The following is a 22,437-nucleotide window of genomic DNA, read 5'->3' on the forward strand; positions in this document are numbered from 1 at the left end:
TCTGATTAAATCTTGAGAAAGATATTTTAAGATATCGGTACGATCAGATCAAACAAGGAGAGATTATGATGAGTACAATTCTACTGGAAACAAGGCATCTTCAAAAAAAGTTCGGAAGATCGCAAGCGGTCTCAGACGTCTCATTGTCAGTTGAAAAGAACAGTATTTACGGATTGCTTGGACCGAATGGAGCAGGAAAATCAACGACTTTAAAACTTTTAACCGGAATCTTAAACCCAACTGCCGGGGATATTTTGTTTGAGGGGCGGCAATGGAAAAGGTCCGTATTAAAAGACATCGGTTCTTTAATAGAATCCCCGCCTCTGTATGATAATTTAACAGCCTACGAGAATGCCAAGGTGCATGCCGCATTATTGGGCCTTCCAGATGCGAGAATAACAGAGGTGCTTAAAACTGTTGATATGCATCATACCGGAAAGAAAAAGGCGGGGCAGTTTTCTATGGGGATGAGGCAGAGGCTGGGGATCGCCATCGCTCTTTTAAATCGCCCTAAACTACTCATACTTGATGAGCCTACTAACGGTCTTGATCCGATCGGTATACAAGAGTTGAGGGAACTCATCAGGTCATTTCCCGAACAGGGGATGACGGTCATTTTATCAAGCCACATTTTATCGGAAGTCGAGCAGATCGCAGACCATATCGGGATTATCAGCGGAGGGTATCTCGGATATCAGGGGAAAATCAATAAGGGAGACGATCTTGAGCGGCTTTTTATGGATGTTGTCAAATCAACGCGGGAGAAAGAGGGCGGAGAAAAGTGATCGGATATTATGTAAAAGCGGAAAACCTGAAGTTTAAAAGAACATTTTCGAGAAAAATGATCTTCATTGTGCCTTTGATTAATATTTGCTTCGCCTTTTTAATGAATCCGGGATTTTTTGTAGCAGGTACGTATAATTGGTGGTCTGTCATCTTAATGCCGGTCATGATCGCCTTGCTTTGTGCACAATCACACCAGAAAGAAAAGAAAGCGTCGAATTATAACGGCATTTTTTCTTCTCCTGTAGATTTGCATCAGATTTGGTATGCAAAAATAAGCGTCATTGCGCTCTATTCTTTAGCATCTCAAGCTGTTTTTTTAGGATTCATGGTTGGGATGCAGTTTGTCATTCCTCAATTTTCGAGCATTCATTTGACAGTCATTGCCGCGAATCTGCTGCTTTGGCTCACGACACTATGGGAGATCCCCGTCTGTTTATGGATAGCGCGAAAGTACGGGTTTATATCTGCCGTTTTGTTCAATATGCTGGGCACTATCATATTGGGCATCATGTCGGCATCAAGCCCTTTTTGGTGGCTGAATCCTTGGAGCTGGCCGATCAGGGTCATGTGCCCGACAATTGGCATCCATCCAAACGGTGTGCCTCTTGAGAATGGCGATCCTTTAACGAGCTGGGCAGTCGTTCCTCCGGCTGTTGTTCTATCTGTTCTGTTATTTGCTATTTTGGCGCGTCTGACTAGGCGGTCTTTTTCTCCTGCCGTTGATCGCAAATCGATAAAACGGGAGGCGGTTTAATTTGTTGTTATTTTTCAGATGCCTGGCGGCTGATTTTCAAAAAACAAAGCGTACGTCTTTTATTTGGCTTCACTTGAGTGTTCCGGTTATCTGTGCGGGTGTTTTTCTGCTTTATTTCTATAACAGACAGCCCGATCCATATCAATTATATCGCACGTATTTTGAAGCCATTGCGATTGCATTGCCGCTTCTGATTGGAATTGTGTGCGGAATGACGGCTTCCTTAGAGGAGCAGGCAGGCCGTTTTCAAGTGCTGTTGGGCGGCACGGCTCCCAAATTAACGGCTTATTTAAGCAAAGTCACGCTGCTTCTGATCATGAACATTTTTGCGGTATTCTTGGCTATTGGACTCTACTTATTGGGGCTCAGAGCTCTTTTTCATGTGCCGAACCTGCCAAGCTCCCTTTTTTTAGAGGCTGGGGCATGGCTGGCAGCCGGAAGTGTCACACTTTATTTCATATACTTTTTGATCAGCTGTACATTCGGAATGGGGGCTTCGATTTTAGCAGGCGGGGCAGGCCTTTTGATGACAGCGCTGATGAACACGGGATTGGGCGATGTCATTTGGAAATATAATCCCTGGGCATGGGGAATCAGGCTGACAGGGTATAAGGGGATTGACCGATTTGTCCAAATTGATCCGTCTCTCCGCTCTGTTCTAGATGGGGAAATCAAGCAGGGGGCTTTCATCATGGTGTTTGCTATAATAGCTGTATTCGCTCTAAGCATCATTTGGTTTATCCGCTGGGAAGGAAGAAAAGCTTTTGAATAATGAAAAAAGGGTGGTCAGCAAGTGGCGAAAATTTTGGCAGTAGATGATGAGAAAGATATTCTTGTACTCATACAAAATATTTTGCGCCGCGATCAGCATCAAGTTCATACGCTAAGTCAAGTTAACACCGAATCTCTCGACGTGTTTTCAGGGTATGATTTAATTTTGCTTGATGTGATGATGCCGGGGATGGACGGGTTTGAATTATGCGAGAAAATCCGGCCGCTGGTAGATTGTCCGATCCTGTTTCTCACCGCTAAGACGGAGGAAGAGGCCATCGTTAAAGGCCTCCTGACTGGGGGAGACGACTATATTTCAAAACCCTTCGGCGTTCTTGAGCTCAGTGCAAGAGTAAATGCACACCTGAGAAGGGAAAGAAGAGAGAAATACGAGACTAAACGGGTGATTTCCGGTTTTTTATTTCACTTTGACAGCAAAGAAGTATTTATTCATGATCAAAAGCTGAATTTAACAAAAAATGAATTTAAAATATGTGAGCTATTGGCTCAGCATAAAGGACGAACCTTTACAAGAGAAGAAATTTATGATCATGTATACGGGCTGGAAGGCAATGCTTTATATTCGACGATAACCGAATTTATCCGCACGATTCGGAAAAAATGCAAAGAACACAATAGAGATCCGATCAAAACGGTATGGGGCGTAGGATACAGATGGGAATAATCCGCAAAAAAAAGACACTGCGCAGAGAACTGATCAAATATATGCTCACTTTGAGCTTCAGCCTGATCGCGATCACGGCTTTATATGTTTTGGTCAATATGATAGGAATGAATGCAGGGCTGTTTTATCCTGCCAACTACAATGAAATCGAAGCTGAAAAGCTTAAGCCCAGGCTTCAATCGGCTGAACAGATAACGGAAGACATGATACCGGATACAATGCTGTACGCCATACTGGACAAAAAGTCGAAACAAAAGACAGCGGGAAACATGAAAGAGACGAATCTTTCGATTGTACGGAAAAAGATAGAGAGCAGGCCTTATGTCAGCTTTAGTCAAAAAGGCTATATGATTATCGAACGCAAAGACGAGTATTGTGTATTGGAGTATCCTTTGCGCGCTGAGTTTCGGTCTCCACTGCTGAGACGGTTTCTCCCGAACTATGAGCTGACAAGCATATGCATCATCGTTCTTCTTTTAATTACGGTCGTTTTTACGGTGACAACCCGATTTGCAAACAGATTAAAAGAACATTTTCAAACTTTAAACACCATTGCCGAGCAAATTAAAAAACAGAATTTAAATTTTACTCCGGAGTTCTCGAATATTAAGGAATTTGATCATGTAATCAGTTCCCTGATGGACATGAGGAATGCCCTCCAAGCCTCCCTACGGGCGCAGTGGCATTTAGAGAAAACGAAAAAAGAACAGATCGGCGCATTGGCTCATGATATTAAAATTCCAGTGACCATCATCAAAGGAAATGCGGAGTTGCTGAGCTTATCTCCGCAAAATCAAGAGCAGTCGGAATATATCAGATACATCCTTGACGCGGGGCAAAAAATCGAACAGTACATTGACCAATTAATCCATCTCTCAAAAACTGAGGAAGCATTACATACCGAGTACAGAGAAGGCGCTGTGAAAACGCTAGTCGAAAGTGTTCTCCATGAGACTGAAGCATATATAGGGAACAAATCGATTGACATTGTGTTGAAGGAGCAGAACCTTGAAGGAAAAAAAGCAGTGTTTGACAAACAGCTGCTTCACCGAGCGTTGATGAACATCATGACGAACGCCGCAGATCACACACCAGAAGGCGGGAGAATCGATTTTGAAGCTGTGTGTACGGCTGATCAATTGATTTTCACAATCACTGACAGCGGAAAAGGGTTTTCTCAAGACGGCCTGCAGAAAGCTGCCGAGCTTTTCTATATGGAAGATAAAGCCCGGACATCGAATGGTCATTACGGGATGGGACTTACCTTTGCACTTCGTGTTGTTAAGCTTCATCAAGGCGATTTGGCGATTAAAAACAGCGAAGCAGGAGGCGGACAGGTACAAGTGACCATCCCCCTCTGAGACCAGATCATCATTTCCATATCTCGTCATTCTCATAATCAAAAACCTTCCGGCATCGGCCGGGAAGGTTTTTTACGGTTCTCCAAGTTCCTGTTTCAAATATTGGTACAGCTTTGCATCAGCCTGTTTCAGCGGAAACGCCGCGGTTTTGCAAAGGATGCCGAAGGTTACGCTGATCGGGTCATCGTCGATAAACCGGACAATCGTTCCGGGAGGAGGAGGGGAAACGATGCTTTTCGGAATCAGGGCAACGCCGAGTCCTGCGGCAACATAGTTTTTCAAAGCTGTCATGCTTCCGATCTCCATCGTGTTCATTTGGCTCCCCGGCAGCTCTTGAAACGCGATTTCGACTTTCTTCCGGTAGGTGCAATTGTTGGCCGTAATCAGCAGGCGGTGCTCCCTAATATCTTTCAGATGAATGCGTTCATTGTTTCCGGCGGGGTGTCCCTCAGGGAGCAGCACTACGAGTTCTTCAGCATAAAGCGGTTCAAAATAAAGATCTGTTCCCATTGCCGGAGTCGAACAGACGGCAAGATCCAGGCTTCCTTGAACCAGCCGTTCCCCCAATGCCGACGAGTTGGCGATATCAACGGAAACCCGGATCTTCGGATAATCCGCTAAAAATCTCCCCAAAATCTGGGGCAATTCACAGCTCGCGATCGGTTCGACCGCTCCAAGGCGGATATTTCCCCCTTCGCCAAGCAATAAGTCGGCCATATGATGTTGAAGGTGATCTATATCCTTGACAATATGTCTGCTTTCTTCAAAAAAAAGCCTGCCGGCTTCAGTCAGACGGAATGTTTTCCCCCTCTCGAGCAAACGAATGCCGAGGTCTTCCTCGAGCTTTTTGATTTGCATTGTGACCGTGGACTGCGCATAATTCAGTTCTTCAGCCGCGCGGTTAAAGCTTCCGCAAGCCACGATTTTATGAAACGTCTTTAACGTTTTGAAATCCATCCCATCACCTCAAGTTCAATAAAATTGAATGAAACCTTCAAATGATTCAATTATACAAAATGATATAACCGTTATACACTATTAAACAATACAAAGGAGGAATGAATATATGCCATTTGTCAGGATGGATCTTTTAAAAGGAAGATCAAAGGAAGAGCTTCGCCGGATCAGCAGATCAGTTCACCAGGCGATGACGGAGGCGATCGATGTTCCGGAAGACGATTATTTTCAGGTCATCACCCAGCACGATGAGGAAGAGTTCTTTTTCGATCCTAGCTATATGAACATCAAACGGACGAAGGATTTGATTTATATTCACATCACAATGAAAGAGAGACCGATCGAAAAAAAGCTGGCTCTGTACCAACGCATTGCAGAGCGTTTGCAAAAAAACGCCGGCATCCGCCAAGAGGACGTCATGATCATTGCAGCCGAAAACGTGAAAGAGAACTGGTCGTTTGGGAATGGAACAGCACAGCTTGCATCAGTTGAAAGGGCGTTGAAAAATGGAAATGAAAAATAAAACAGCCCTTGTCACAGGAGGCGGCACAGGGATCGGCAGAGCGGTATCGCTCTCTTTGGCAAACCGAGGGGCAGCGGTTGTTGTCAACTATTCGCGTTCCAAAGCGGAGGCTGAAGAGACGGTTGGAATGATTGAAAGTCAAGGCGGCCGCGCGCTCGCGGTGAAAGCCGATGTTTCTAAGATCAGTGAAGTTCAAGACATGTTTGATCGGGCGGTGGGCGAGTTCGGTACCGTCGATCTGCTCGTCAACAATGCAAGCATCACCAGGCATATCGAGCTTGATGACTTGGAAGGGGCTTCTGAAGAAGTCTGGGATGAACTGTATGCGGTAAATGTCAAAGGGATGTTTAATTGTGCGAGAGCGGCGGCACCTTTTATGAAGCGAAATAAACAAGGCGCCATCGTAAATGTCGGCAGCATCGCCGGGCTTACCGGTTCAGGCTCTTCGTTACCCTATGCCGTATCAAAAGCGGCGGTCCACGGTCTGACGAAATCATTGGCGCATGCGCTTGCTCCTGATATTAGAGTCAGCTGTGTGGCACCGGGCGCGGTATCAACGAGATGGTGGGAGGGGAATGAAGAGAAAATGAAGCGGCTCAGCCAAAAGCTCCCGCTTGAGCGGATAGCGGAACCGGAAGATATCGCCTTGCTCATTTGTGCGCTGCTCGAACAAGAAACAGTTACAGGCCAAATCTTAACGGCTGACTGCGGTCAAACATTATAGCGATTATAAGCCTATTATCCTATTTCTATATGAAACCATTTACCTTATGATAAATCATATCGAAATAGAAAAAAGAGGGAAGAACGTATGAGGCGTTTACAATCGTTAGAAGCCATTGAAAAAGTAAAAAACGGGGATTATCATGTTTTGCGGGATGCCGAATGGCTGAAGTATCTCGTTTTAACTGAAGAGCAAAATATCAACCTGGAGCGGATTTCTTCGCTAGAGAACATGCCTCAGAATCCCGTTTTTCTTTATGTTGAACAGACGCTCTCTATTTTGGAGAAAGCTGACATTCCTGAGCTGGAAAAAGAAATCATTGAAGAGGTTCTCATATGGAGTGAAGCGGCTAAGTGCGGCCAGCCTCATAAAAGAAAGGAATGGCGTGAAAAAGGTTTTCAGCTTGCGATCCATAATATCGGGTCGGCGCAGATTTATGCTGATCGAAGACAGGCGTACATGCCGGAACGGCAGGATATTGAAGAACTCATCCATATTTTGATTGTGACGCATGGACTCGTCGGACAGTATATCCGCGGGGAAACAAGGTATCGCCAATTCACTCCTCTTATCGATTGGATTGAAACATCTGAACTTCAGCACATCGATATCAGGCGGGTTCTATACGTGCTGAACAAATGTATCATTGAAGCGGTATCGCCGGCGCTTTGGGATTCGATAGAACGAGACGTGAACCGGGTAATCGGCCAAATCTGCACAGGAGAAAGAAATAAAGACTGGCCGTTTGCGGAAAGGATCAGAAAACTGCGGGGACAAGCGCTCGATTCCGGTGAAGACAGCAGCCGGTACGAGCGGTTTTTGAGGGAGCATTCGGCGGAAGATACGCTGAGACGCTTCTTTCAGCGGATTGATTTATGGTATGTGGAATCCGCCTTGTCATCATTCAGTTTTGAAGAGTTTGTCAAAATCTTTCTGCTCGTGCTTCGTTCTGTCAACCCTTTATCAGTCAAGCACATCAGCTTTGAGCCGCTGATGAAGGACATGTACCGTGATTACCAGGGTGTGAGGCATATAAATGTTTATAAAAAACGAATTATCGAAGCGTGCTTAAAAGAGATGTCGATCAGCGATTTGCTTTACGGCGAGGTGCCTGTAAATGAACACGTTTCGCTTGCTGTTCAGCCGTTTGATCAGGCTTCTGAGATTGTCGGCGTCACGTTTTCATTTTCGCAGGCAGGACTGAAGCTGATTGAATTTTGCCAGGAAGCGGAGAAATCGCCTTTATATGAACGGGCGATCGTGCTGCTTTATGATTTTTTTGAGTTTCGCAAGGATTCGTTTGACCGGCTGCAAAATGAAGCGGCTTATCTGTCTGATATGAACGGTGCTGAAGATTATAAAAAGAAGATTGCCGATTATGCCGTTGGAGAAAGAATGCTCGACATCGGAGCCGGAGGCGGCGTGATGCTTGATTTGCTGACAGACCAGCATCCAGAAGCAGAGGTCATCGGAATCGACCTTTCCGTCAATGTCATTGAGGAGCTCCAAAAAAGAAAAGTGCGCGAACATAAGCCCTGGCATGTGAAACAGGCTGATGCATTGGACCTGCCTGAGTACTTTGAGCAGGAAAGCGTCGACACCATCGTATTCTCATCGATATTGCACGAATTGTTTTCATACATTCCGTATGAAGGGAAAAAATTTAATCATCTCGTCATTGCCCAAGCGTTAAAAAGCTCCTTTGACATTCTGAAGCCGGGAGGCAGAATCATCATCAGGGACGGAATCATGACCGAAAACAAAGAGGAAACGCGGCGGATACGGTTTAAAGACCCGGATGGAATGGATTTCTTGAAGCGGTATGTCCATGATTTTAAAGGGAGAAAGGTGCAAATGCTTGAGGCTGAGAAGGACGCGGCTGTACTGTTTGTGAATGATGCAATGGAATTCCTCTATACATATACATGGGGAGAAGAAGCCTATCCGCATGAAGTGCAGGAGCAGTTCGGCTATTTTACGCCGTCTGAATTCCGCCGCTGTATCGAGAAAGAATTAGGGGAACGTGCGAACATTCTGGTGTTCGAACACTATGTGCAGGAAGGATATGAAGAACACCTTTACCCTAAAATCGAGCTGACAGACCGGCTCGGCCGGCGTGTGCCGCTGCCGGACAGCACTTGTTTTATTGTAATTGAAAAAAAGCACCTCTAGGGTGCTTTTTTTAGTTGTTGCTTTTAAGGAAGCTTGAGAAGTATTGTTCGGTCTTGTAATTATCAGCATCAATTTTCCATTTGTCATTTTTTGATTTTTCAAGTTTGACTTCAACGGTTTTCTCACTTGAAGTCGCCTCTGCTTTTTTGATTTCTTCACTCATGATGTCAATCGCAGGATTGATCAATTCATCTCTGGACATGAAGTCTTTGCCGCTGTCTTTCACATAGTCTTCCAGTCTTTTCTTCACTTTCTTTTGGACATCTGTATTATCGATTGGCGTAACGGTTGCCTCAACAGTTGCTTCATCGCCTGAAATTGATTTTGTAACTGCTTTGACTTGAGATTTTTCTTGATAGGCGTTTTGGATGGCGCTGATCAGTTTATTCAATTTCTTTTTATCCACATCTTCTTCATCATAATATCCTAAAGAGCGAACGATAGATTTTTGAGCGCCTTCAAGGTAATCGGTAACGACTTCACGTTTGTTTTCGTCGACCAGTTTATCAAAGTTATTATTGTCTTTGCCGAAAATCGTTACGTCTGTGTAAGCTAGCAAAGCTTTTGCCGGATCTTCAAGTTTTTTGGCCGTTTTCAGTAATTCGTCGCTGCCGCCGTCGATCTCGAATTTGACAGGATCGGCTTTATTTTCACCGTACATGTCAGGTGTGTATTCAAGCTGAAACTTTTTGCCTTTTTCAACGATGTAATAGATATTTCCGTCGACTTCTTTGTCAGAATTCAGCGTCGAAGAGCGAAGCCTTTTGTTTCTTTCATCATATACGCTGACGTCCGACATTTTTGAGTCGCCTTCGTAAAGGCTGAATTGGCTTTTATCAACCATTAATGGTTCTTTCCCTGTATTTTTCACGGAAACATTGATCTTTAGTATAAGTTCATTTTCGTGCAGGTTTGTTGATGAATCATCAGGAAGCGTATATTCGGAGCTTAGGATTTTAACTTCTGCATTATCTGCTTTTTTCGTATCTTCTTTCTCTCCGCTCGCGCTTTTGCTGCCTCCGCAGGCTGTTGACACGACTGCTACAATCATCAAAAGCATCATCAGAAAAAACTTTTTACTTCGCATGGTCTGTCTCCTTTTTTATTATTTTTTTCAATGTTATGTAAATGAAAAGAATGAGGCGGCCAGGGCATAAAGGCCCTTCATCGGGACAAATCTTACTCAAGTCCCGGTCATTTCATTTATCTAACAGTGAAAATTTGATTATAATTCTTCCTTTTTCCTTAGTTTCTTTAAAAAAACAGAAACAACATCACTCATTTTAAGGTTTGAAGAATCATTAATAAATAGGTGTTAAATACTAATTTTGGCCAATGATTTGCAGGATTAGGCATGTTTTCAAACTTTGGATAGTAAGAAGAGACTAAAACTAATGACATGCACTTCGGTGCATTTAATTGAGGTTTATCCATTTTTTACTTTAGATCCTGGTCAGATCAGGTTAAAAATATAAGTATTTTGTTTAGGAGACGCCCTTATGTTGGTGAATTTCAAATTTGGGCCATAGTGAATAAAAAGTCCCGTTTTCGGGTTTCCTTAACCTGAGCTTAAAATTTAGTAGATCAATTGTCTTAGAAACGGCGGTTTTGATGGTGTAAGGCTTTTCTATAGTCAGAGAGATGGAGGCATATATGGGGGAATGCAGCCGGGGGCACCGGCTGCATATTGTGGACCGGATGTTTACTTAATACCAATTATCATAGCGATAACAATCGCAGCGGCGCCGATGATAATCCAGCCTGCGATCAGCTTCCAGACAAACTTGACCCAGCGTTCATAAGGGACGCCTGCGATTGACAGTGAAGCCATCAATACGCCGGAGGTCGGGATGATTGAGTTGGTGATCCCATCTCCGTATTGATAAGCGAATACGGCAATCTGACGTTCGAATCCCAATAAATCGGCCAGAGGCGCCATAAGCGGCATCGTTGTGGCTGCCTGTCCGCTTCCGGATGGAATAAACGTGTTAATCGCGATTTGTACGGCGAACATGCCGATGGCGCTGATTTCATTCGGAAGCGAGCTGATTGCTGAAGCAAGGCTGTTGATGATCGTATCGATAATATGTCCGTTTTCCAATACGATGACGATGGCACGGGCGAAGCCGACGATCAGCGCTCCGTATACAACCTGTTTCATGCCGTCGACAAACGAATGGAAGGTGTTGTTGATGCCGCGTCCTCCCGCAAGACCGGCGGCAAAGCCGATGATGAGAAAGCCGGCCGACAGCTCGCTTAAAAACCATCCCCATTGAAAAACACCGAACATATTGATGCCGAAGCCCAATGCTGTAATCAGCAGGACGAGGCCGTGTCTTCCGGTGAAGGAAAGATCAGCGTGTCCTGCGGCTGTCTCTTCATTTATCTCTGTTTCGCTTCCATACATCAAACCGGTATTCGGGTGCGCTTTGACTTGTTGAGCATAACGCATGACATAAAAAATGGAGAAACCGAGCATGGCGGCATAAACGGCCAGTCTATAACCGAAGGCGCTAAACACCGGGACTTCCGCAATTGTCTGTGCAATTCCGACTGTGAACGGATTCAACATGCCGCCGGTGAACCCTGCAGCCGCGCCTAGAGAAATCATCGCCAGCCCTGTCATTGAATCATAGCCAAGCGCTCTCGCAACAGCGATTCCGATCGGAATAAAAATAATCGTCTCTTCAGACAAACCGATCGTTGCGCCTCCGATGGAAAAGACGAACATGGTGACGGGGATCAGGAGGAAGCCGCGTTTCTTCAAGCGCTGCACGAGCACATGGACACCGGCGCGAATCATACCGGTCTGATGGATGATGCCAAAAGCTCCGCCTATTAAAAAGATATAAAAAATAATATCCGCCGATTGAATCATGCCCTCCGGTATGGCTTTAAACATCTCGAAAAAACCGACCGGACCTGCGTCAGTCTGCTTGTAGCTCCCTTGTACGATAACCGTTTGGCCGTCTTCTTCAACCCGCTTAAATTCTCCTGATGGAATGAAGTATGAAGCCAGTGCAGCTAAAATGATAATGAAAAAAATCAAAGCATAAGTATGTGGGAAGTGCAGTTTTGTTTTCTGTGGGGTGCCATTGCTCATTCCGTTCGTCTCCTTTATAATGTATTAATATTCAGATAATTATATATTTAAACATTTTGAGGATATGAGCTTTACTTTGTCAACCCTGGAAAAAACTTTCGGTAATCGAGAAGGGAGAACCGTTATGAAAAAACAAATTGAGAAAGAGATCGAAAATATTCGTGAAGAGCTGCTGCATATCAGCCAGTATATAGGCAATCATCCTGAACTGGGGCACGAAGAATTCAAAGCTTCAAAGATTCTGTCCGAGGAGCTGAAAAAACACGGTTTTCAGGTGGAATTAGGCACATGCGGCCTTGCGACGGCGTTTACGGCCGAGTTTGACAGCGGCCGTCCCGGTCCTTCCATTGGATTTATGGCTGAATATGATGCATTGCCTGACCTTGGCCATGCCTGCGGGCACAATTTGATCGGCACGATGGCGGTCGGCGCCGCAATCGGCGTCAGCAAAGTGATTGCATCGTGCGGAGGAAAAGTGTATGTTTACGGAACTCCTGCGGAGGAGACGAAAGGCGGAAAAGTAACCATGGCCGAACAAGGGGTTTTTGATCACTTGGACGCCGCTATGATGGTTCATCCGTATTGCAGGCATGAAAAAAGCGGGACATCGCTGGCGATGGATGCGATCCAATTCGAATTCTTCGGAAAGGCCTCGCATGCGGCGGGAGCACCTCACGAAGGAATCAATGCGCTCGATGCCGTCATTCAGACATTCAACGGCATTAATGCGCTCAGACAGCACATTCTCCCTGATGCCCGGATTCACGGGATTATTCCGGAGGGAGGGAAAGCGGCGAATGTTGTGCCGGATTACGCGGTTGCCCAGTTTTACGTCAGAGGAACGGAACGCGCTTATGTCAATGAACTGCTCGATAAAGTGAAAAATTGTGCAAAAGCGGCCGCACTTGCGACCGGAGCCCGGCTTGAGAGCTCTTTTTATGAGCTGTCTTACGATGATTTGAAAACAAATGAAACGCTGTCAGACGCTTTTACACAAAACATGATCGAGTTGGGCGTCGATCCGGATTCGATTCATGAAAAAGCGGACGGAGGAGGTTCGGTTGATATGGGGAATGTCAGCCAGATCGCGCCTTCCATTCATCCTTATGTGCAAATTTGCGATGAGCCGTATGCGTGCCACACACCCGAGTTTCGTGAAGCGGCCATGAGCAGCCGGGGGTTCGAAGGCTTGATGCTCGGCGCAAAATCTATGGCATTCACCGCATATGATGTGCTCATCAATGAAGAGCTGCTGAAAAAAATAAAGGAAGAATTCAACCTTTTAAAGGCGCTGGCCTAAACGGATGATCCGAAAACGATCAAGTCCTGTTTTGATGAATATTGACGAGAAGCCGCCGGGGAGCCCGGCGGCTTCAGCGTGTCGACAAACCCTCGCATTCGTTGTCAGGCCTGCGCGCCGGTGCCTAGGAATTACAAACATTGGCTGTTCTAGACTGCAAGGATTGCGTTTCACGCTGAAAAGATGACAAAATCCCAAAACTAACAGTCGTTTACAGGTCGAGCGATAAGCGGATCATATCGATGCAGCGCATGCCGTTTTCGTATATCGGCTTCTCGTAATGTCTCAGGAAAAAGTTCCGGTCGATGCCGGTGATTCTAAATCCGCATTTTTGATAGAGCGCCAGCTGACCGATGCTTGAATTCCCGGTTCCGATTTCAATCGTCTTAAATCCTTGAGCTTTCGCTGTTTCAATCGCATGCATAACCAATTGTCTGCCGATTCCTTTTCCCTGCAGATCTTCTTTGACGGCGATATTGACGAGCTCTGCCGTTTCAGGCCTCGTCGGCAGCAGCACATAGACACCGGCAATCCGGCGGTCGATTTCGGCTGTATAGCACTGTCCCCGTTTGAGGTAATCGTTAACCAGTTTTTCGGAAGGGTCTGCCGTCAACAGCAAATCAAGCGGCGGCTCATGTTCTGGATGCAATCTCCGAATGTTCATTTCACTCATCTCCTTTTGATCTAAACAGAAATCGTTGAAATCCCCAAAAGGCTCATGCACAATAGTAAGCACAAGCGAACAGTAAAGTGAGGTACTGATATGAATATATCTGACTATGTAAAGCATGACGCGGTTGCTTTATCTAAGCTTATCAAACATGGGGAAGTAACGGTCAACGAATTAATCGACGCTGCTTTTTCCCGTCTTGAAGAAGTCAATCCAGAACTGAATGCAGTCATTCGGACAAGAAAAGAGCAGGTCAAAATTGAATCCAAACAGCTTGACATCAGACACCAGCCGTTTGCCGGGGTGCCGATTCTTTTAAAGGACATTTCCCAAGCGTTGAAAGGGGAGCCTCTCACAGCCGGCGCCAAGCTGCTTTCATCTTATAAACCAAAGCGCGATTCGAATTTCGTCGCGAAATTGCGCGGCGCCGGTTTTTTATTTCTCGGACAGACGAATACACCCGAATACGGATTAAAAAATATTTCTGAGCCTGAATTGTATGGGCCGTCGCGAAATCCTTGGAACACTGATTATTCACCCGGGGGTTCAAGCGGCGGTTCTGCGGCTGCGGTGGCGGCCGGAATCGTTCCACTTGCAGGGGCAAGCGACGGGGGAGGCTCCATCCGGATACCGGCTTCCTTTACCGGACTATTCGGTCTGAAACCGACCCGGGGCAGAACGCCTGTAGGACCGGGCGCCGGACGGCAGTGGCAGGGGGCATCGATCGATTTTGTGCTGTCCCGTACGGTCAGGGACAGCGCGGCGCTCCTGGATATTCTGCAAACCATTCAGCCTGAAGCCGCTTTTCAAACGCCTTTATTTCCAGGTCAGTATGAAGAGGATATGAAAAAAGGGCTGGAGCGCCCTTTGAAAATCGCATTCTCTGTAGAATCACCCGTCGGAACGCCTGTCAGCGATGAAGCCAAACAAGCCGTCCGCCGCACCGTTCGATGGCTGGAAGCGCAGGGACACCATGTCGAAGAGCAGACGAACGGCGTTGACGGAATCCGGTTAATGGAGAACTACTACTTAATGAACAGCGGTGAAATTTCCGCGATGATTCTTGGAATGGAAAAAACGCTTGGAAGAGCGATCACTGTTCAGGACGTTGAAATTGTCACATGGGTGCTGAATGAAGCAGGCAAAAAAGTGTCGGCAGCCGAATTTACAGCAAGCCTTGCTTCCTGGGATCGAGCAGCTGCACAAATGGCGGCGTTTCATGAGACCTATGATCTGTATGTGACCCCGGCAACGGCTTACCCCGCTCCAAAGGTCGGCGAGCTCACCCATACCGAAAAAGAAGCCGAAGCTCTCCTGAAAGTGAGTGAGCTGGAAAAAATCGAGCAGCAGTCGCTGATTTATCAAATGTTTTTGAAAAGCTTGACATATACACCATTCACACAGCTTGCCAACTTAACCGGACAGCCTGCAATGAGCGTCCCGGTCCATCTGACAAATGAAGGTTTGCCGCTGGGTGTTCAAGTGACGGCTCCGAAAGGAAAGGAACATTGGCTGCTGCGCACCGCCCATTTATTAGAGCAATCAGACTTATGGATCGGAATGAAAGGAAATCCAATGCTCGGCAGTCTGTAACCGTATAAGAGAGAACCGCCCGTTAATCAGGCCGGTCTTCTTTTTTATCGTACAGTTTTTCAAGCTCGTCAACCAATGTTCCGACATACGTCACAGCCCGGCGGATCGGCTGGTCTGTCGACATGTCGACACCGGCGTGTTTCAACAAGTCCAGCGGCTTCATGGTACCGCCTGCTTTTAAAACGTTCAGCCATCTGTCTACGGCAGGGCGGCCTTCTTCTTTGATCTGTTGCGAGACGATCGTCGATGCTGTCAGCCCGGCAGAATAGGTGTAAGGGTATAACCCCATGTAATAGTGTGGCTGACGCATCCATGTTAAGCTTGCTCCTTCATCAACCTTAACTCCGCTGCCCCAGAATTCGGAGAGCACGGCGCTAGTTTGCTCAGACAGTACGGAAGCGGTAAGTGCGTGCCCCTGTTCGGCGAGCTCATAGACTCTCCGCTGATATTCCCCCTCAAGCAGATGGGTGACGAAATTGTGGTAATACGTGCCCATCAGCTGGTTGATGACCCAGCGCTTCATTTTCGGATCATTTGTTTTGGAAAACAAATGCTGAGCGAGAAGCATTTCGTTCATTGTAGAAGGCGCTTCAATGAAATATAGAGACGGTCTGACATTCATGATGCGCTGCTCTCGGTTGGCAAAGTAAAAATGGCCGGCATGACCGAGTTCATGGGCAAGGGTAAAGGCATCCCGCATCGTATCCGTCCATGTCATCAAAATGAAAGGATGCGCTCCGTACGGACTTGAACAAAACGCGCCCGTAGATTTGCCGATATTGTCAGCGAGATCAACCCACCGCTCAGTCAAGGCGGTTTCCATGACTTCCGTGTACTCCGGCCCCATCACTTGTAAAGCGTCCAAGATCATCCGGCCGGCCTGTTCGTAAGTCGTCTTTGGACTGAAGTCGTGATCGAGCGGAGCCTGCAAATCGCAGAAGCGCATTTCGTCGAGGTCTAATACGCGTTTTTTCAAGGCGGCATACTTGCGCATATGAGGTGCAAGTTCGTTTTTAATCACATCAAGCTGGTTGCGGTACATTTCGAGCGTGACGCTTTGCGGCTGAAGAAGCATATGGGTGACGGATTCATATCCGCGCAGCCTTGACATGCTGACCTGTTTTTTGACCTCTGTTTCATAGATGGCGGCGATGGTGTTTTTGTATGTTTGCAGGGTATTGGTAAAGGAGTCGAATGCGGTTCTGCGAATATGCGTATCAGGAGAGAACATGTATTTTCCTTCATATAACGCGAACGAATTGGCGAGTGTATTGCCGTTTCGGTCCTGAATCGGGGAAAATTGCATATCCGCAAGCTTCGCCATCCCGAAAATTTTGTACGGGGCATCATGTATTTCGCCTAAAACGGCTAGCGCTTCCTCTGTTTCGGGAGCAAGTTTATACGGCTTGAGTTCCATTATCTCCGTCAGCATTTTGCTGAAAGGCTCCAGTCCTTTCTCGTTTTTTATGTACGTCTCCACTTGATTTTCGGGGAATTCAAGAATTTCCGATTGGATAAATGAAAGCCCGGCGTTTATTTTTGCTTGCAGCGCGGCCATCCTTGAAGCATCAGCTTGGTTGACGGGGTTTGTCAAATCTTCGGACTTTCTGAGGTGAGTATAGGCGGCGGCCCGGACTAGGCGCTTCAGCAGTATCTCCCGCAGCGATAAACAATCCAGCAATACGCCGGCTCCTTCATGCAGCCTTCCTTTAAATGAGCCGATGGATGCGAGATCTTCCTCAATTTTCACAAGTGCGTCTTCCCAAGCTTCATAAGAAGAAAATAAATCAGTAAGATTCCAAGTCAGTTCCTCCGGCACCTCACAGCGCTTTGGTCTTTTTTCTGCCACTTTTTCCAATGTGCAGCCTCCCCTTGAAAATATTTCGTGTTTCTAATTAATTATATAAAAGACGGCAGCATAATGAAATAAAAAACGACGGCTTCTAAAGAAACCGTCGCAAACCGTCTGCTTATTGAGCATTGCGATTTCGACCGCCCATGCTTCTCATGACGAGGCTGACGATGAAGATCAAAATGATCGCCCCGATCAAGGCCGGTATGATATTAAACCCGCCGACCACCGGACCCCAGCGCCCCAAAATCATCGAGCCGAGCCATGAACCGATAAATCCCGCAATAATATTTCCAATGATTCCTCCGGGTACATCACGTCTGATAATGAGGCCGGCCAGCCAGCCCAAAATTCCGCCAATGATCAATGACCAAATAAAACCAAACATTGAACAGTACCTCCTTGTTTTTTAGACATTTTAAGCCTTATACCTATCTTTTGGAATTCGTGAATAAATATACAAATTTTTTCTAAATGAAACCATTTGGGCGAACAAACGTATGAAATACGGACACCATGAACCGTCATAAGACTCTTAAATCAAGTGAGGAGAGTAAGATGAAACAGTCATTAAAGGCATTAAAAGGCTTTCGGGCATTCGCCGAAGAAAAAATGAAAGAGTGGAACGTTCCTGGAGCCGCGGTTGCAGTCATTAAGGAAGACGAGATCATCATGGCGGAAGGGTTTGGATTCAGGGATAAAGAACGGAAATTAAAGGTCAACCCGGAAACGGTATTTGCGATCGGTTCCGCCTCCAAGGCATTTACAACGGCGGCGATGGCGGTATTGGCTGATGAAGGGAAAATGGAGTGGGATAAGCCGGTAAGGGAATATCTCCCTGAGTTTAAGATGCACGATCCGGTAGCAACTGAACGGATGACTCCCCGTGATCTGGCGTGCCATCGTTCTGGTCTCCCAAGACACGAAATGATGTGGTACAATTCCTCCTTTTCAAGGGAGGAGCTTTTCAGACGGATCCGCTACCTTGAGCCGAATCAGGATTTTCGATCAAAGTGGCAGTATCAGAACCTGATGTATATGACGGCTGGTTATCTTGCTGGAAGAATAGCGGGGACGACATGGGAGGATCTTGTTCATGAGCGGCTTTTCAAACCTTTGCATATGACATCCAGCAGCTTTTCGGTCGAAGATATGCAAAAGCTTTCCGATTTTGCCTTTCCATATCAAGAGAACAACGGAACGGTTGAAAAAATACCTTTTCGTAATATCGATGCGATCGGGCCGGCTGGGTCGATTAATTCCAATGCCGTGGATATGGCAAATTGGCTGCTTCTTCAGCTTGGCAGCGAGAAATTCAACGGGGTTTTATCAGATGGAAGCCTTCATGAACTGCATACGCCTTGCATTTCCTGCGACTCCATTATTAAAGCGAAGGAGCTTCCGGTCTGCAGCTATGGACTCGGCTGGTTTGTGGAACCGTACCGCGGTCGCCATATGATTCATCATGGCGGAAATATCGACGGCTTTTCATCGCTTGTCGCTTTCATGCCTTATGAAAAGATCGGCATTGTCATTTTGACAAATATGAACGGCAGCTTTCTTCCAAATGTTCTGGCGTACAACATTTTTGACCGCTTGCTTGGATTGGAAGAGATCGATTGGAGCGGCCGGCTGAAAGGCGAAGCGGAAAAAATAATGAAAGCCGCTTTAGGAGTGGATCGAACCGCGGATCTTACCAAAATTGAAGGAACGAATCCTTCTCATGCCCTGAAGGACTACACAGGTGTATATGAGCATCCCGGCTACGGCGAAATCAAAATAGAGCTTAAAGACGGCGTGTTACAGGCGCTCTTCAATTCGTTTGTGATGCCTTTGAAGCATTATCATTACAATATATTCGAGATGAAAATGCCGCTCACGGAGATGGCGATGCTCGCATCATTCGACACCGATATACACGGACATATCAGCCGCCTTTCCATACCGTTTGAAATGGCGGAAGGCGCTAGAGAAATCGAATTTGTCAGGAAGCCGGATCAGCAATTGTACGACCCTGAATTTCTTGCTTCTTTAACAGGGAAGTATGCATTGGAAGACGGAACAGATGTCGTTGTGTCTCTCAGAAACAACCGGACGCTCTGGGTTTCATTGCCCGGTCAGCGTGATTACGAACTTGAACCTTACCGTGAGTTGACATTTCAAATAAAAAATCTGCCGGGATTCAGCGTCCGATTTGAAGCCGGCGATTCCGGACAGGTAACAGGTTTGCGCTTCATCCAGCCGAATGGAGAATTTCCTGCTGTCCGGAAATAGCAGCAAAGGACATATTTCGATTTATTTCCCGAGAAATATACAGGTGTGAGCCAGTCTGGTCACTTCTGGACGGCTTCCAGTAATAAATCCGCCAGATGAACGGCTCTCACTCGGTCTGTAAGTCCTGCTCGTTCAATGCCGAGCTTCATTTGCAGCAGACATCCGGGATTAGCCGTAACGATCGTAGCGGCCCGGGTCGCTGCTGCTGCTTCCATTTTAGTATCGAGAATTTTCATCGACATTTCGGATTCGACAATGTTATAAATGCCGGCTGATCCACAGCAGCTTTCGGCATTTTTCATTTCCTTGAATTCAATGCCCTTGATGCTGCGAATAAGGCGTCTCGGCTCAGCGGACGTTTTCATGACATTTCGCAAATGGCACGAATCTTGGTATGTAACGATTTGCTCCGGCAGTTCAAGGGATTGCTGATCGAAGTTCAGTTCCAACAAGACGGAAGAAAAGTCTTTCAATTTTCCTGTGAAAGATGCTGCCCGTTCCCGCCATTCGGAGTCATCTTTCAGGAGATGATCATATTCCTTTAAAAAAGCTCCGCATCCGCCTGCATTTGTTATGATAAAGTCCGCGTTTGAATCCTCGAATGCCTGAATATTTCGTTTTGCGAGCAGGATGGCCTCAGACTTTTCGCCGCTGTGTCCGTGGAGGGCGCCGCAGCAGGTCTGCTGTTCGGGAATTATGATCTCGCAGCCAGCCAGCCGCAGCAGCTCAATGGTTGCCATATTCGTATCCAAAAACAGCGTATCCATGAGACAGCCTGAGAAAAAGGCGGCCCGTTTTTTTCTCTCCCCGATCGCAGGGAGCAGGTGCGGCCGTTTTTTCAGCTGTTTCATATTAGGAACCTTCGGCAAAACCGCCTCCATCTTCGCGAGGTGGTCCGGCAAAAGCCGGAGCAAGCCGGATTTGCGAATCACGTTTTGCATGCCGGAACGCTGATACAAGCCGAGCATTCCGGTCAGCGCCCTGATTCTGTTTGGATGGGGGAAAAGCCCTTTGAATACTGCGCGGCGAAGCACTTTAACCGGAAAGGCGTGCTTTTTGTTCTGCTGAATAATATCTCTCGCTTCTTCAAGCAAGCGTCCGTAGTTTACGCCTGACGGACAAACAGGTTCACACGCGCGGCAGCCGAGGCAAAGCTCGAGTGACCGTTCGACATCCTCATCAGGCTCGATCGTCCCATCGACGACCGCTTTCATGAGCGCGATGCGTCCGCGCGGAGAATGGCTTTCTTGAAAACCGGATTCGATGTAGGTGGGGCATGACGGCAGACAGAAGCCGCAGCGCATGCAATTCAGCAGCTCTTCCTCATCCATTCTTTGTTTAAACTGCTGTTCAATGACCTTTCTTTCGTCAGCTGTCGTCATCTTGTCACCACCACTCGCTTGCGGGAGTCTTTCGCAAATATCTTCCCGGGATTCATGATGTTGTTTGGATCCAATGCCTGTTTTACCGCCTTCATGGCGGCGATTCCCGCATTGCCCAGCTTCAGTTCCAAATAGGGGGCTTTCATTTCGCCGACCCCATGTTCTCCGGTAATTGTTCCTCCCAGTTCAACCGCTTTTTTAAAGATGTCTTCAAAAGCCTGTTCGACCCGTTTCATTTCTTCACTGTTTCTGACATCTGTCGTACAGGTCGGATGAAGGTTGCCGTCGCCTGCGTGCCCGAATGTACAAATCGATATTTGGTGCTTTTCGGCGATCGAATTAATCGCTTTTACCATTTCAGCAATTTCAGAACGCGGTACCGTAGCATCCTCCAGAATGGTCGTCGGCTTTAATCGCGCTAAAGCCGAAAGGGCGGTGCGGCGGGCCTCCCGAAGATTTTCCGCTTCAGCTTCTGTTTGCGCAGTTTGAACGGACACAGCATTTCCTTTTTTGCAAATCTCTTCAATCACGGCGATATCACGGCGAACTGCATCTTCGGTGCCGTCCTGTTCGATCAGGAGAACCGCTTTGGCATGGACGGGAAGGCCGATTTTCGCGAAGTCTTCGATCACCTGAATCGTAGGTTGGTCGAGAAATTCGAGTGTCGTCGGAATGATTTTATGTGCAATGATATTTGAAACAGTTTGTGCTGCAGAGTCGATATCTTGATAGAGAGCGAGGACGGTTTTTTTTGTTTCGGGTGCCGGGATGAGTTTTAATGTTGCTTCAGTGATGACGCCGAGCGTTCCTTCAGAACCGACGAACAGACGCGTCAAATCATAGCCGGCAACATCTTTGGCCAGCTTGCCGCCGGTGCGGATGATGTCCCCGTTTGCAAGAACGATTTCCAGCGCCATGACATAATCGCGGGTCACTCCGTATTTCAAGCCGCGGAGGCCGCCTGAGTTTTCGTTAATATTCCCGCCGATTGTCGAGATCTTCATTGAGCTCGGATCGGGCGGATAAAATAATCCTTTTTCTTCAGCGGCGTGAATTAAGTCAAGTGTGATCACACCGGGCTGGACGGTTATCGTTAAATTTTCTTCATCGATTTCTAAAATTTGATTCATATGCTTAAACAGGAGGACAATCCCCCCTTCAGTCGGGCATGTGCCGGCACATAGGTTTGTACCTGAACCTCTCGGCACAATCGGAATGCGGTGCGTGTTGCAGATTTTCACGATTCGCGATACTTCTTCCTTGCTGCGCGGGGCAATGACCGCGTCAGGCATCGATTGAAACTGTGGTGTCGCATCATAGGAATAGACGAGCCGTCCGGCGTTCGAATCGTCATAATTGGCAGAGCCGACAATCTCAATCAGCTTGGATCTCACTTGTGAGGAAATCATGTATGATCACATCCTTTACCAATTATTATACAAAATCAAACGCTTTCAAAAAATCATTCTTTTAAACTTCAAATATAAAAAAGAACCCGTTTTCAAAGGAAACGAGGTTCTTTGCGGAAAG

Annotated in this window: 19 protein-coding genes; 11 read left to right on the plus strand and 8 right to left on the minus strand. The window is 46.7% G+C overall.

Annotated elements, in window-relative coordinates:
• Positions 1-68: 68 nt before the first annotated feature.
• The 5 genes from MKY62_RS01585 to MKY62_RS01605 are packed head-to-tail and all read left to right on the plus strand — an operon-like array spanning position 69 to position 4,357.
• Entirely contained in the window at positions 69-785 is a 717-nt protein-coding gene (locus MKY62_RS01585; RefSeq protein ID WP_011197516.1) for a lantibiotic protection ABC transporter ATP-binding protein, read from the plus strand.
• Positions 782-1,540, plus strand: coding sequence for a lantibiotic immunity ABC transporter MutE/EpiE family permease subunit (locus MKY62_RS01590; RefSeq protein WP_003178630.1), 759 nt, complete (start codon positions 782-784; stop codon positions 1,538-1,540). Before MKY62_RS01585 ends, MKY62_RS01590 begins: the two co-directional genes overlap by 4 nt.
• A 1-nt stretch (position 1,541) precedes the next feature.
• Complete coding sequence (locus MKY62_RS01595) at positions 1,542-2,312, plus strand: lantibiotic immunity ABC transporter MutG family permease subunit (protein ID WP_003178631.1); 771 nt, start codon at positions 1,542-1,544, stop codon at positions 2,310-2,312.
• 21 nt (positions 2,313-2,333) lie between these two features.
• A complete protein-coding gene (locus tag MKY62_RS01600; RefSeq protein ID WP_003178632.1) occupies positions 2,334-2,996 on the plus strand; it encodes a response regulator transcription factor in 663 nt (220 codons plus the stop codon).
• The gene (locus MKY62_RS01605) at positions 2,987-4,357 is read left to right on the plus strand and encodes a sensor histidine kinase (protein ID WP_003178633.1); all 1,371 of its coding nucleotides are present in this window, start codon (positions 2,987-2,989) and stop codon (positions 4,355-4,357) included. Before MKY62_RS01600 ends, MKY62_RS01605 begins: the two co-directional genes overlap by 10 nt.
• A gap of 72 nt (positions 4,358-4,429) precedes the next feature.
• Here MKY62_RS01605 and MKY62_RS01610 read toward each other — a convergent pair whose 3' ends face one another.
• Entirely contained in the window at positions 4,430-5,314 is an 885-nt protein-coding gene (locus MKY62_RS01610) for a LysR family transcriptional regulator (protein WP_003178636.1), read from the minus strand.
• Between the two features lie 109 nt (positions 5,315-5,423).
• Between MKY62_RS01610 and MKY62_RS01615 the strand changes: the two genes are divergently transcribed.
• The 3 genes from MKY62_RS01615 to MKY62_RS01625 all read left to right on the plus strand — a co-directional run bounded on the left by MKY62_RS01615 (position 5,424) and on the right by MKY62_RS01625 (position 8,733).
• On the plus strand, positions 5,424-5,837 hold the full coding sequence (locus tag MKY62_RS01615; protein WP_003178639.1) for a tautomerase family protein: 414 nt from the start codon (positions 5,424-5,426) through the stop codon (positions 5,835-5,837).
• The gene (locus MKY62_RS01620) at positions 5,821-6,561 is read left to right on the plus strand and encodes an SDR family NAD(P)-dependent oxidoreductase (protein WP_003178641.1); all 741 of its coding nucleotides are present in this window, start codon (positions 5,821-5,823) and stop codon (positions 6,559-6,561) included. The genes MKY62_RS01615 and MKY62_RS01620 overlap by 17 nt, the downstream gene beginning before the upstream one ends.
• An 87-nt stretch (positions 6,562-6,648) precedes the next feature.
• Entirely contained in the window at positions 6,649-8,733 is a 2,085-nt protein-coding gene (locus tag MKY62_RS01625; protein WP_003178642.1) for a class I SAM-dependent methyltransferase, read from the plus strand.
• A gap of 10 nt (positions 8,734-8,743) precedes the next feature.
• Here the strand turns inward: MKY62_RS01625 and MKY62_RS01630 are convergent, their stop codons facing one another.
• Together MKY62_RS01630 and MKY62_RS01635 are read right to left on the minus strand one after the other, a co-directional pair.
• Positions 8,744-9,820: a DUF4352 domain-containing protein gene (locus MKY62_RS01630; RefSeq protein WP_003178644.1), complete on the minus strand. Its 1,077-nt coding sequence runs from the start codon at positions 9,818-9,820 to the stop codon at positions 8,744-8,746.
• 615 nt (positions 9,821-10,435) lie between these two features.
• A complete protein-coding gene (locus MKY62_RS01635; protein WP_003178646.1) occupies positions 10,436-11,836 on the minus strand; it encodes a Na+/H+ antiporter NhaC family protein in 1,401 nt (466 codons plus the stop codon).
• Positions 11,837-11,960: 124 nt separating this feature from the next.
• On the opposite strand from MKY62_RS01635, the gene MKY62_RS01640 reads away from it, so the two are divergent.
• Entirely contained in the window at positions 11,961-13,136 is a 1,176-nt protein-coding gene (locus MKY62_RS01640) for a M20 family metallopeptidase (protein WP_003178649.1), read from the plus strand.
• Between the two features lie 211 nt (positions 13,137-13,347).
• Here MKY62_RS01640 and MKY62_RS01645 read toward each other — a convergent pair whose 3' ends face one another.
• On the minus strand, positions 13,348-13,800 hold the full coding sequence (locus tag MKY62_RS01645) for a GNAT family N-acetyltransferase (protein WP_003178651.1): 453 nt from the start codon (positions 13,798-13,800) through the stop codon (positions 13,348-13,350).
• 99 nt (positions 13,801-13,899) lie between these two features.
• Between MKY62_RS01645 and MKY62_RS01650 the strand changes: the two genes are divergently transcribed.
• Complete coding sequence (locus MKY62_RS01650) at positions 13,900-15,399, plus strand: amidase (protein ID WP_003178655.1); 1,500 nt, start codon at positions 13,900-13,902, stop codon at positions 15,397-15,399.
• 22 nt (positions 15,400-15,421) lie between these two features.
• Here the strand turns inward: MKY62_RS01650 and pepF are convergent, their stop codons facing one another.
• Positions 15,422-17,257 carry an oligoendopeptidase F gene (gene pepF / locus MKY62_RS01655; protein ID WP_003178658.1) on the minus strand — a complete coding sequence of 612 codons (1,836 nt, stop codon included), beginning with the start codon at positions 17,255-17,257 and terminating at the stop codon, positions 15,422-15,424.
• 112 nt (positions 17,258-17,369) lie between these two features.
• The gene (locus tag MKY62_RS01660) at positions 17,370-17,639 is read right to left on the minus strand and encodes a GlsB/YeaQ/YmgE family stress response membrane protein (protein WP_003178661.1); all 270 of its coding nucleotides are present in this window, start codon (positions 17,637-17,639) and stop codon (positions 17,370-17,372) included.
• A gap of 170 nt (positions 17,640-17,809) precedes the next feature.
• On the opposite strand from MKY62_RS01660, the gene MKY62_RS01665 reads away from it, so the two are divergent.
• A complete protein-coding gene (locus MKY62_RS01665) occupies positions 17,810-19,525 on the plus strand; it encodes a serine hydrolase (protein ID WP_003178663.1) in 1,716 nt (571 codons plus the stop codon).
• Positions 19,526-19,584: 59 nt separating this feature from the next.
• Here the strand turns inward: MKY62_RS01665 and MKY62_RS01670 are convergent, their stop codons facing one another.
• On the minus strand, positions 19,585-20,907 hold the full coding sequence (locus MKY62_RS01670) for a (Fe-S)-binding protein (RefSeq protein WP_003178665.1): 1,323 nt from the start codon (positions 20,905-20,907) through the stop codon (positions 19,585-19,587).
• Entirely contained in the window at positions 20,904-22,316 is a 1,413-nt protein-coding gene (gene glcD, locus MKY62_RS01675; RefSeq protein ID WP_003178667.1) for a glycolate oxidase subunit GlcD, read from the minus strand. The genes MKY62_RS01670 and glcD overlap by 4 nt, the downstream gene beginning before the upstream one ends.
• Positions 22,317-22,437: the final 121 nt, after the last annotated feature.

This window comes from Bacillus sp. FSL R7-0646, assembly GCF_037969865.1.
Taxonomy (GTDB): Bacteria; Bacillota; Bacilli; order Bacillales; family Bacillaceae; genus Bacillus; species Bacillus licheniformis.

Coding starts and splice junctions, on each gene's coding strand:
- MKY62_RS01585 (WP_011197516.1), top strand. CDS start 69: ATGAGTACAATTCTACTGGAAACAAGGCATCTTCAAAAAAAGTTCGGA.
- MKY62_RS01605 (WP_003178633.1), top strand. CDS start 2,987: ATGGGAATAATCCGCAAAAAAAAGACACTGCGCAGAGAACTGATCAAA.
- MKY62_RS01610 (WP_003178636.1), bottom strand. CDS start 5,314: ATGGATTTCAAAACGTTAAAGACGTTTCATAAAATCGTGGCTTGCGGA.
- MKY62_RS01615 (WP_003178639.1), top strand. CDS start 5,424: ATGCCATTTGTCAGGATGGATCTTTTAAAAGGAAGATCAAAGGAAGAG.
- MKY62_RS01620 (WP_003178641.1), top strand. CDS start 5,821: ATGGAAATGAAAAATAAAACAGCCCTTGTCACAGGAGGCGGCACAGGG.
- MKY62_RS01625 (WP_003178642.1), top strand. CDS start 6,649: ATGAGGCGTTTACAATCGTTAGAAGCCATTGAAAAAGTAAAAAACGGG.
- MKY62_RS01630 (WP_003178644.1), bottom strand. CDS start 9,820: ATGCGAAGTAAAAAGTTTTTTCTGATGATGCTTTTGATGATTGTAGCA.
- MKY62_RS01635 (WP_003178646.1), bottom strand. CDS start 11,836: ATGAGCAATGGCACCCCACAGAAAACAAAACTGCACTTCCCACATACT.
- MKY62_RS01640 (WP_003178649.1), top strand. CDS start 11,961: ATGAAAAAACAAATTGAGAAAGAGATCGAAAATATTCGTGAAGAGCTG.
- MKY62_RS01645 (WP_003178651.1), bottom strand. CDS start 13,800: ATGAACATTCGGAGATTGCATCCAGAACATGAGCCGCCGCTTGATTTG.
- MKY62_RS01650 (WP_003178655.1), top strand. CDS start 13,900: ATGAATATATCTGACTATGTAAAGCATGACGCGGTTGCTTTATCTAAG.
- MKY62_RS01660 (WP_003178661.1), bottom strand. CDS start 17,639: ATGTTTGGTTTTATTTGGTCATTGATCATTGGCGGAATTTTGGGCTGG.
- MKY62_RS01665 (WP_003178663.1), top strand. CDS start 17,810: ATGAAACAGTCATTAAAGGCATTAAAAGGCTTTCGGGCATTCGCCGAA.
- MKY62_RS01670 (WP_003178665.1), bottom strand. CDS start 20,907: ATGACGACAGCTGACGAAAGAAAGGTCATTGAACAGCAGTTTAAACAA.
- glcD (WP_003178667.1), bottom strand. CDS start 22,316: ATGATTTCCTCACAAGTGAGATCCAAGCTGATTGAGATTGTCGGCTCT.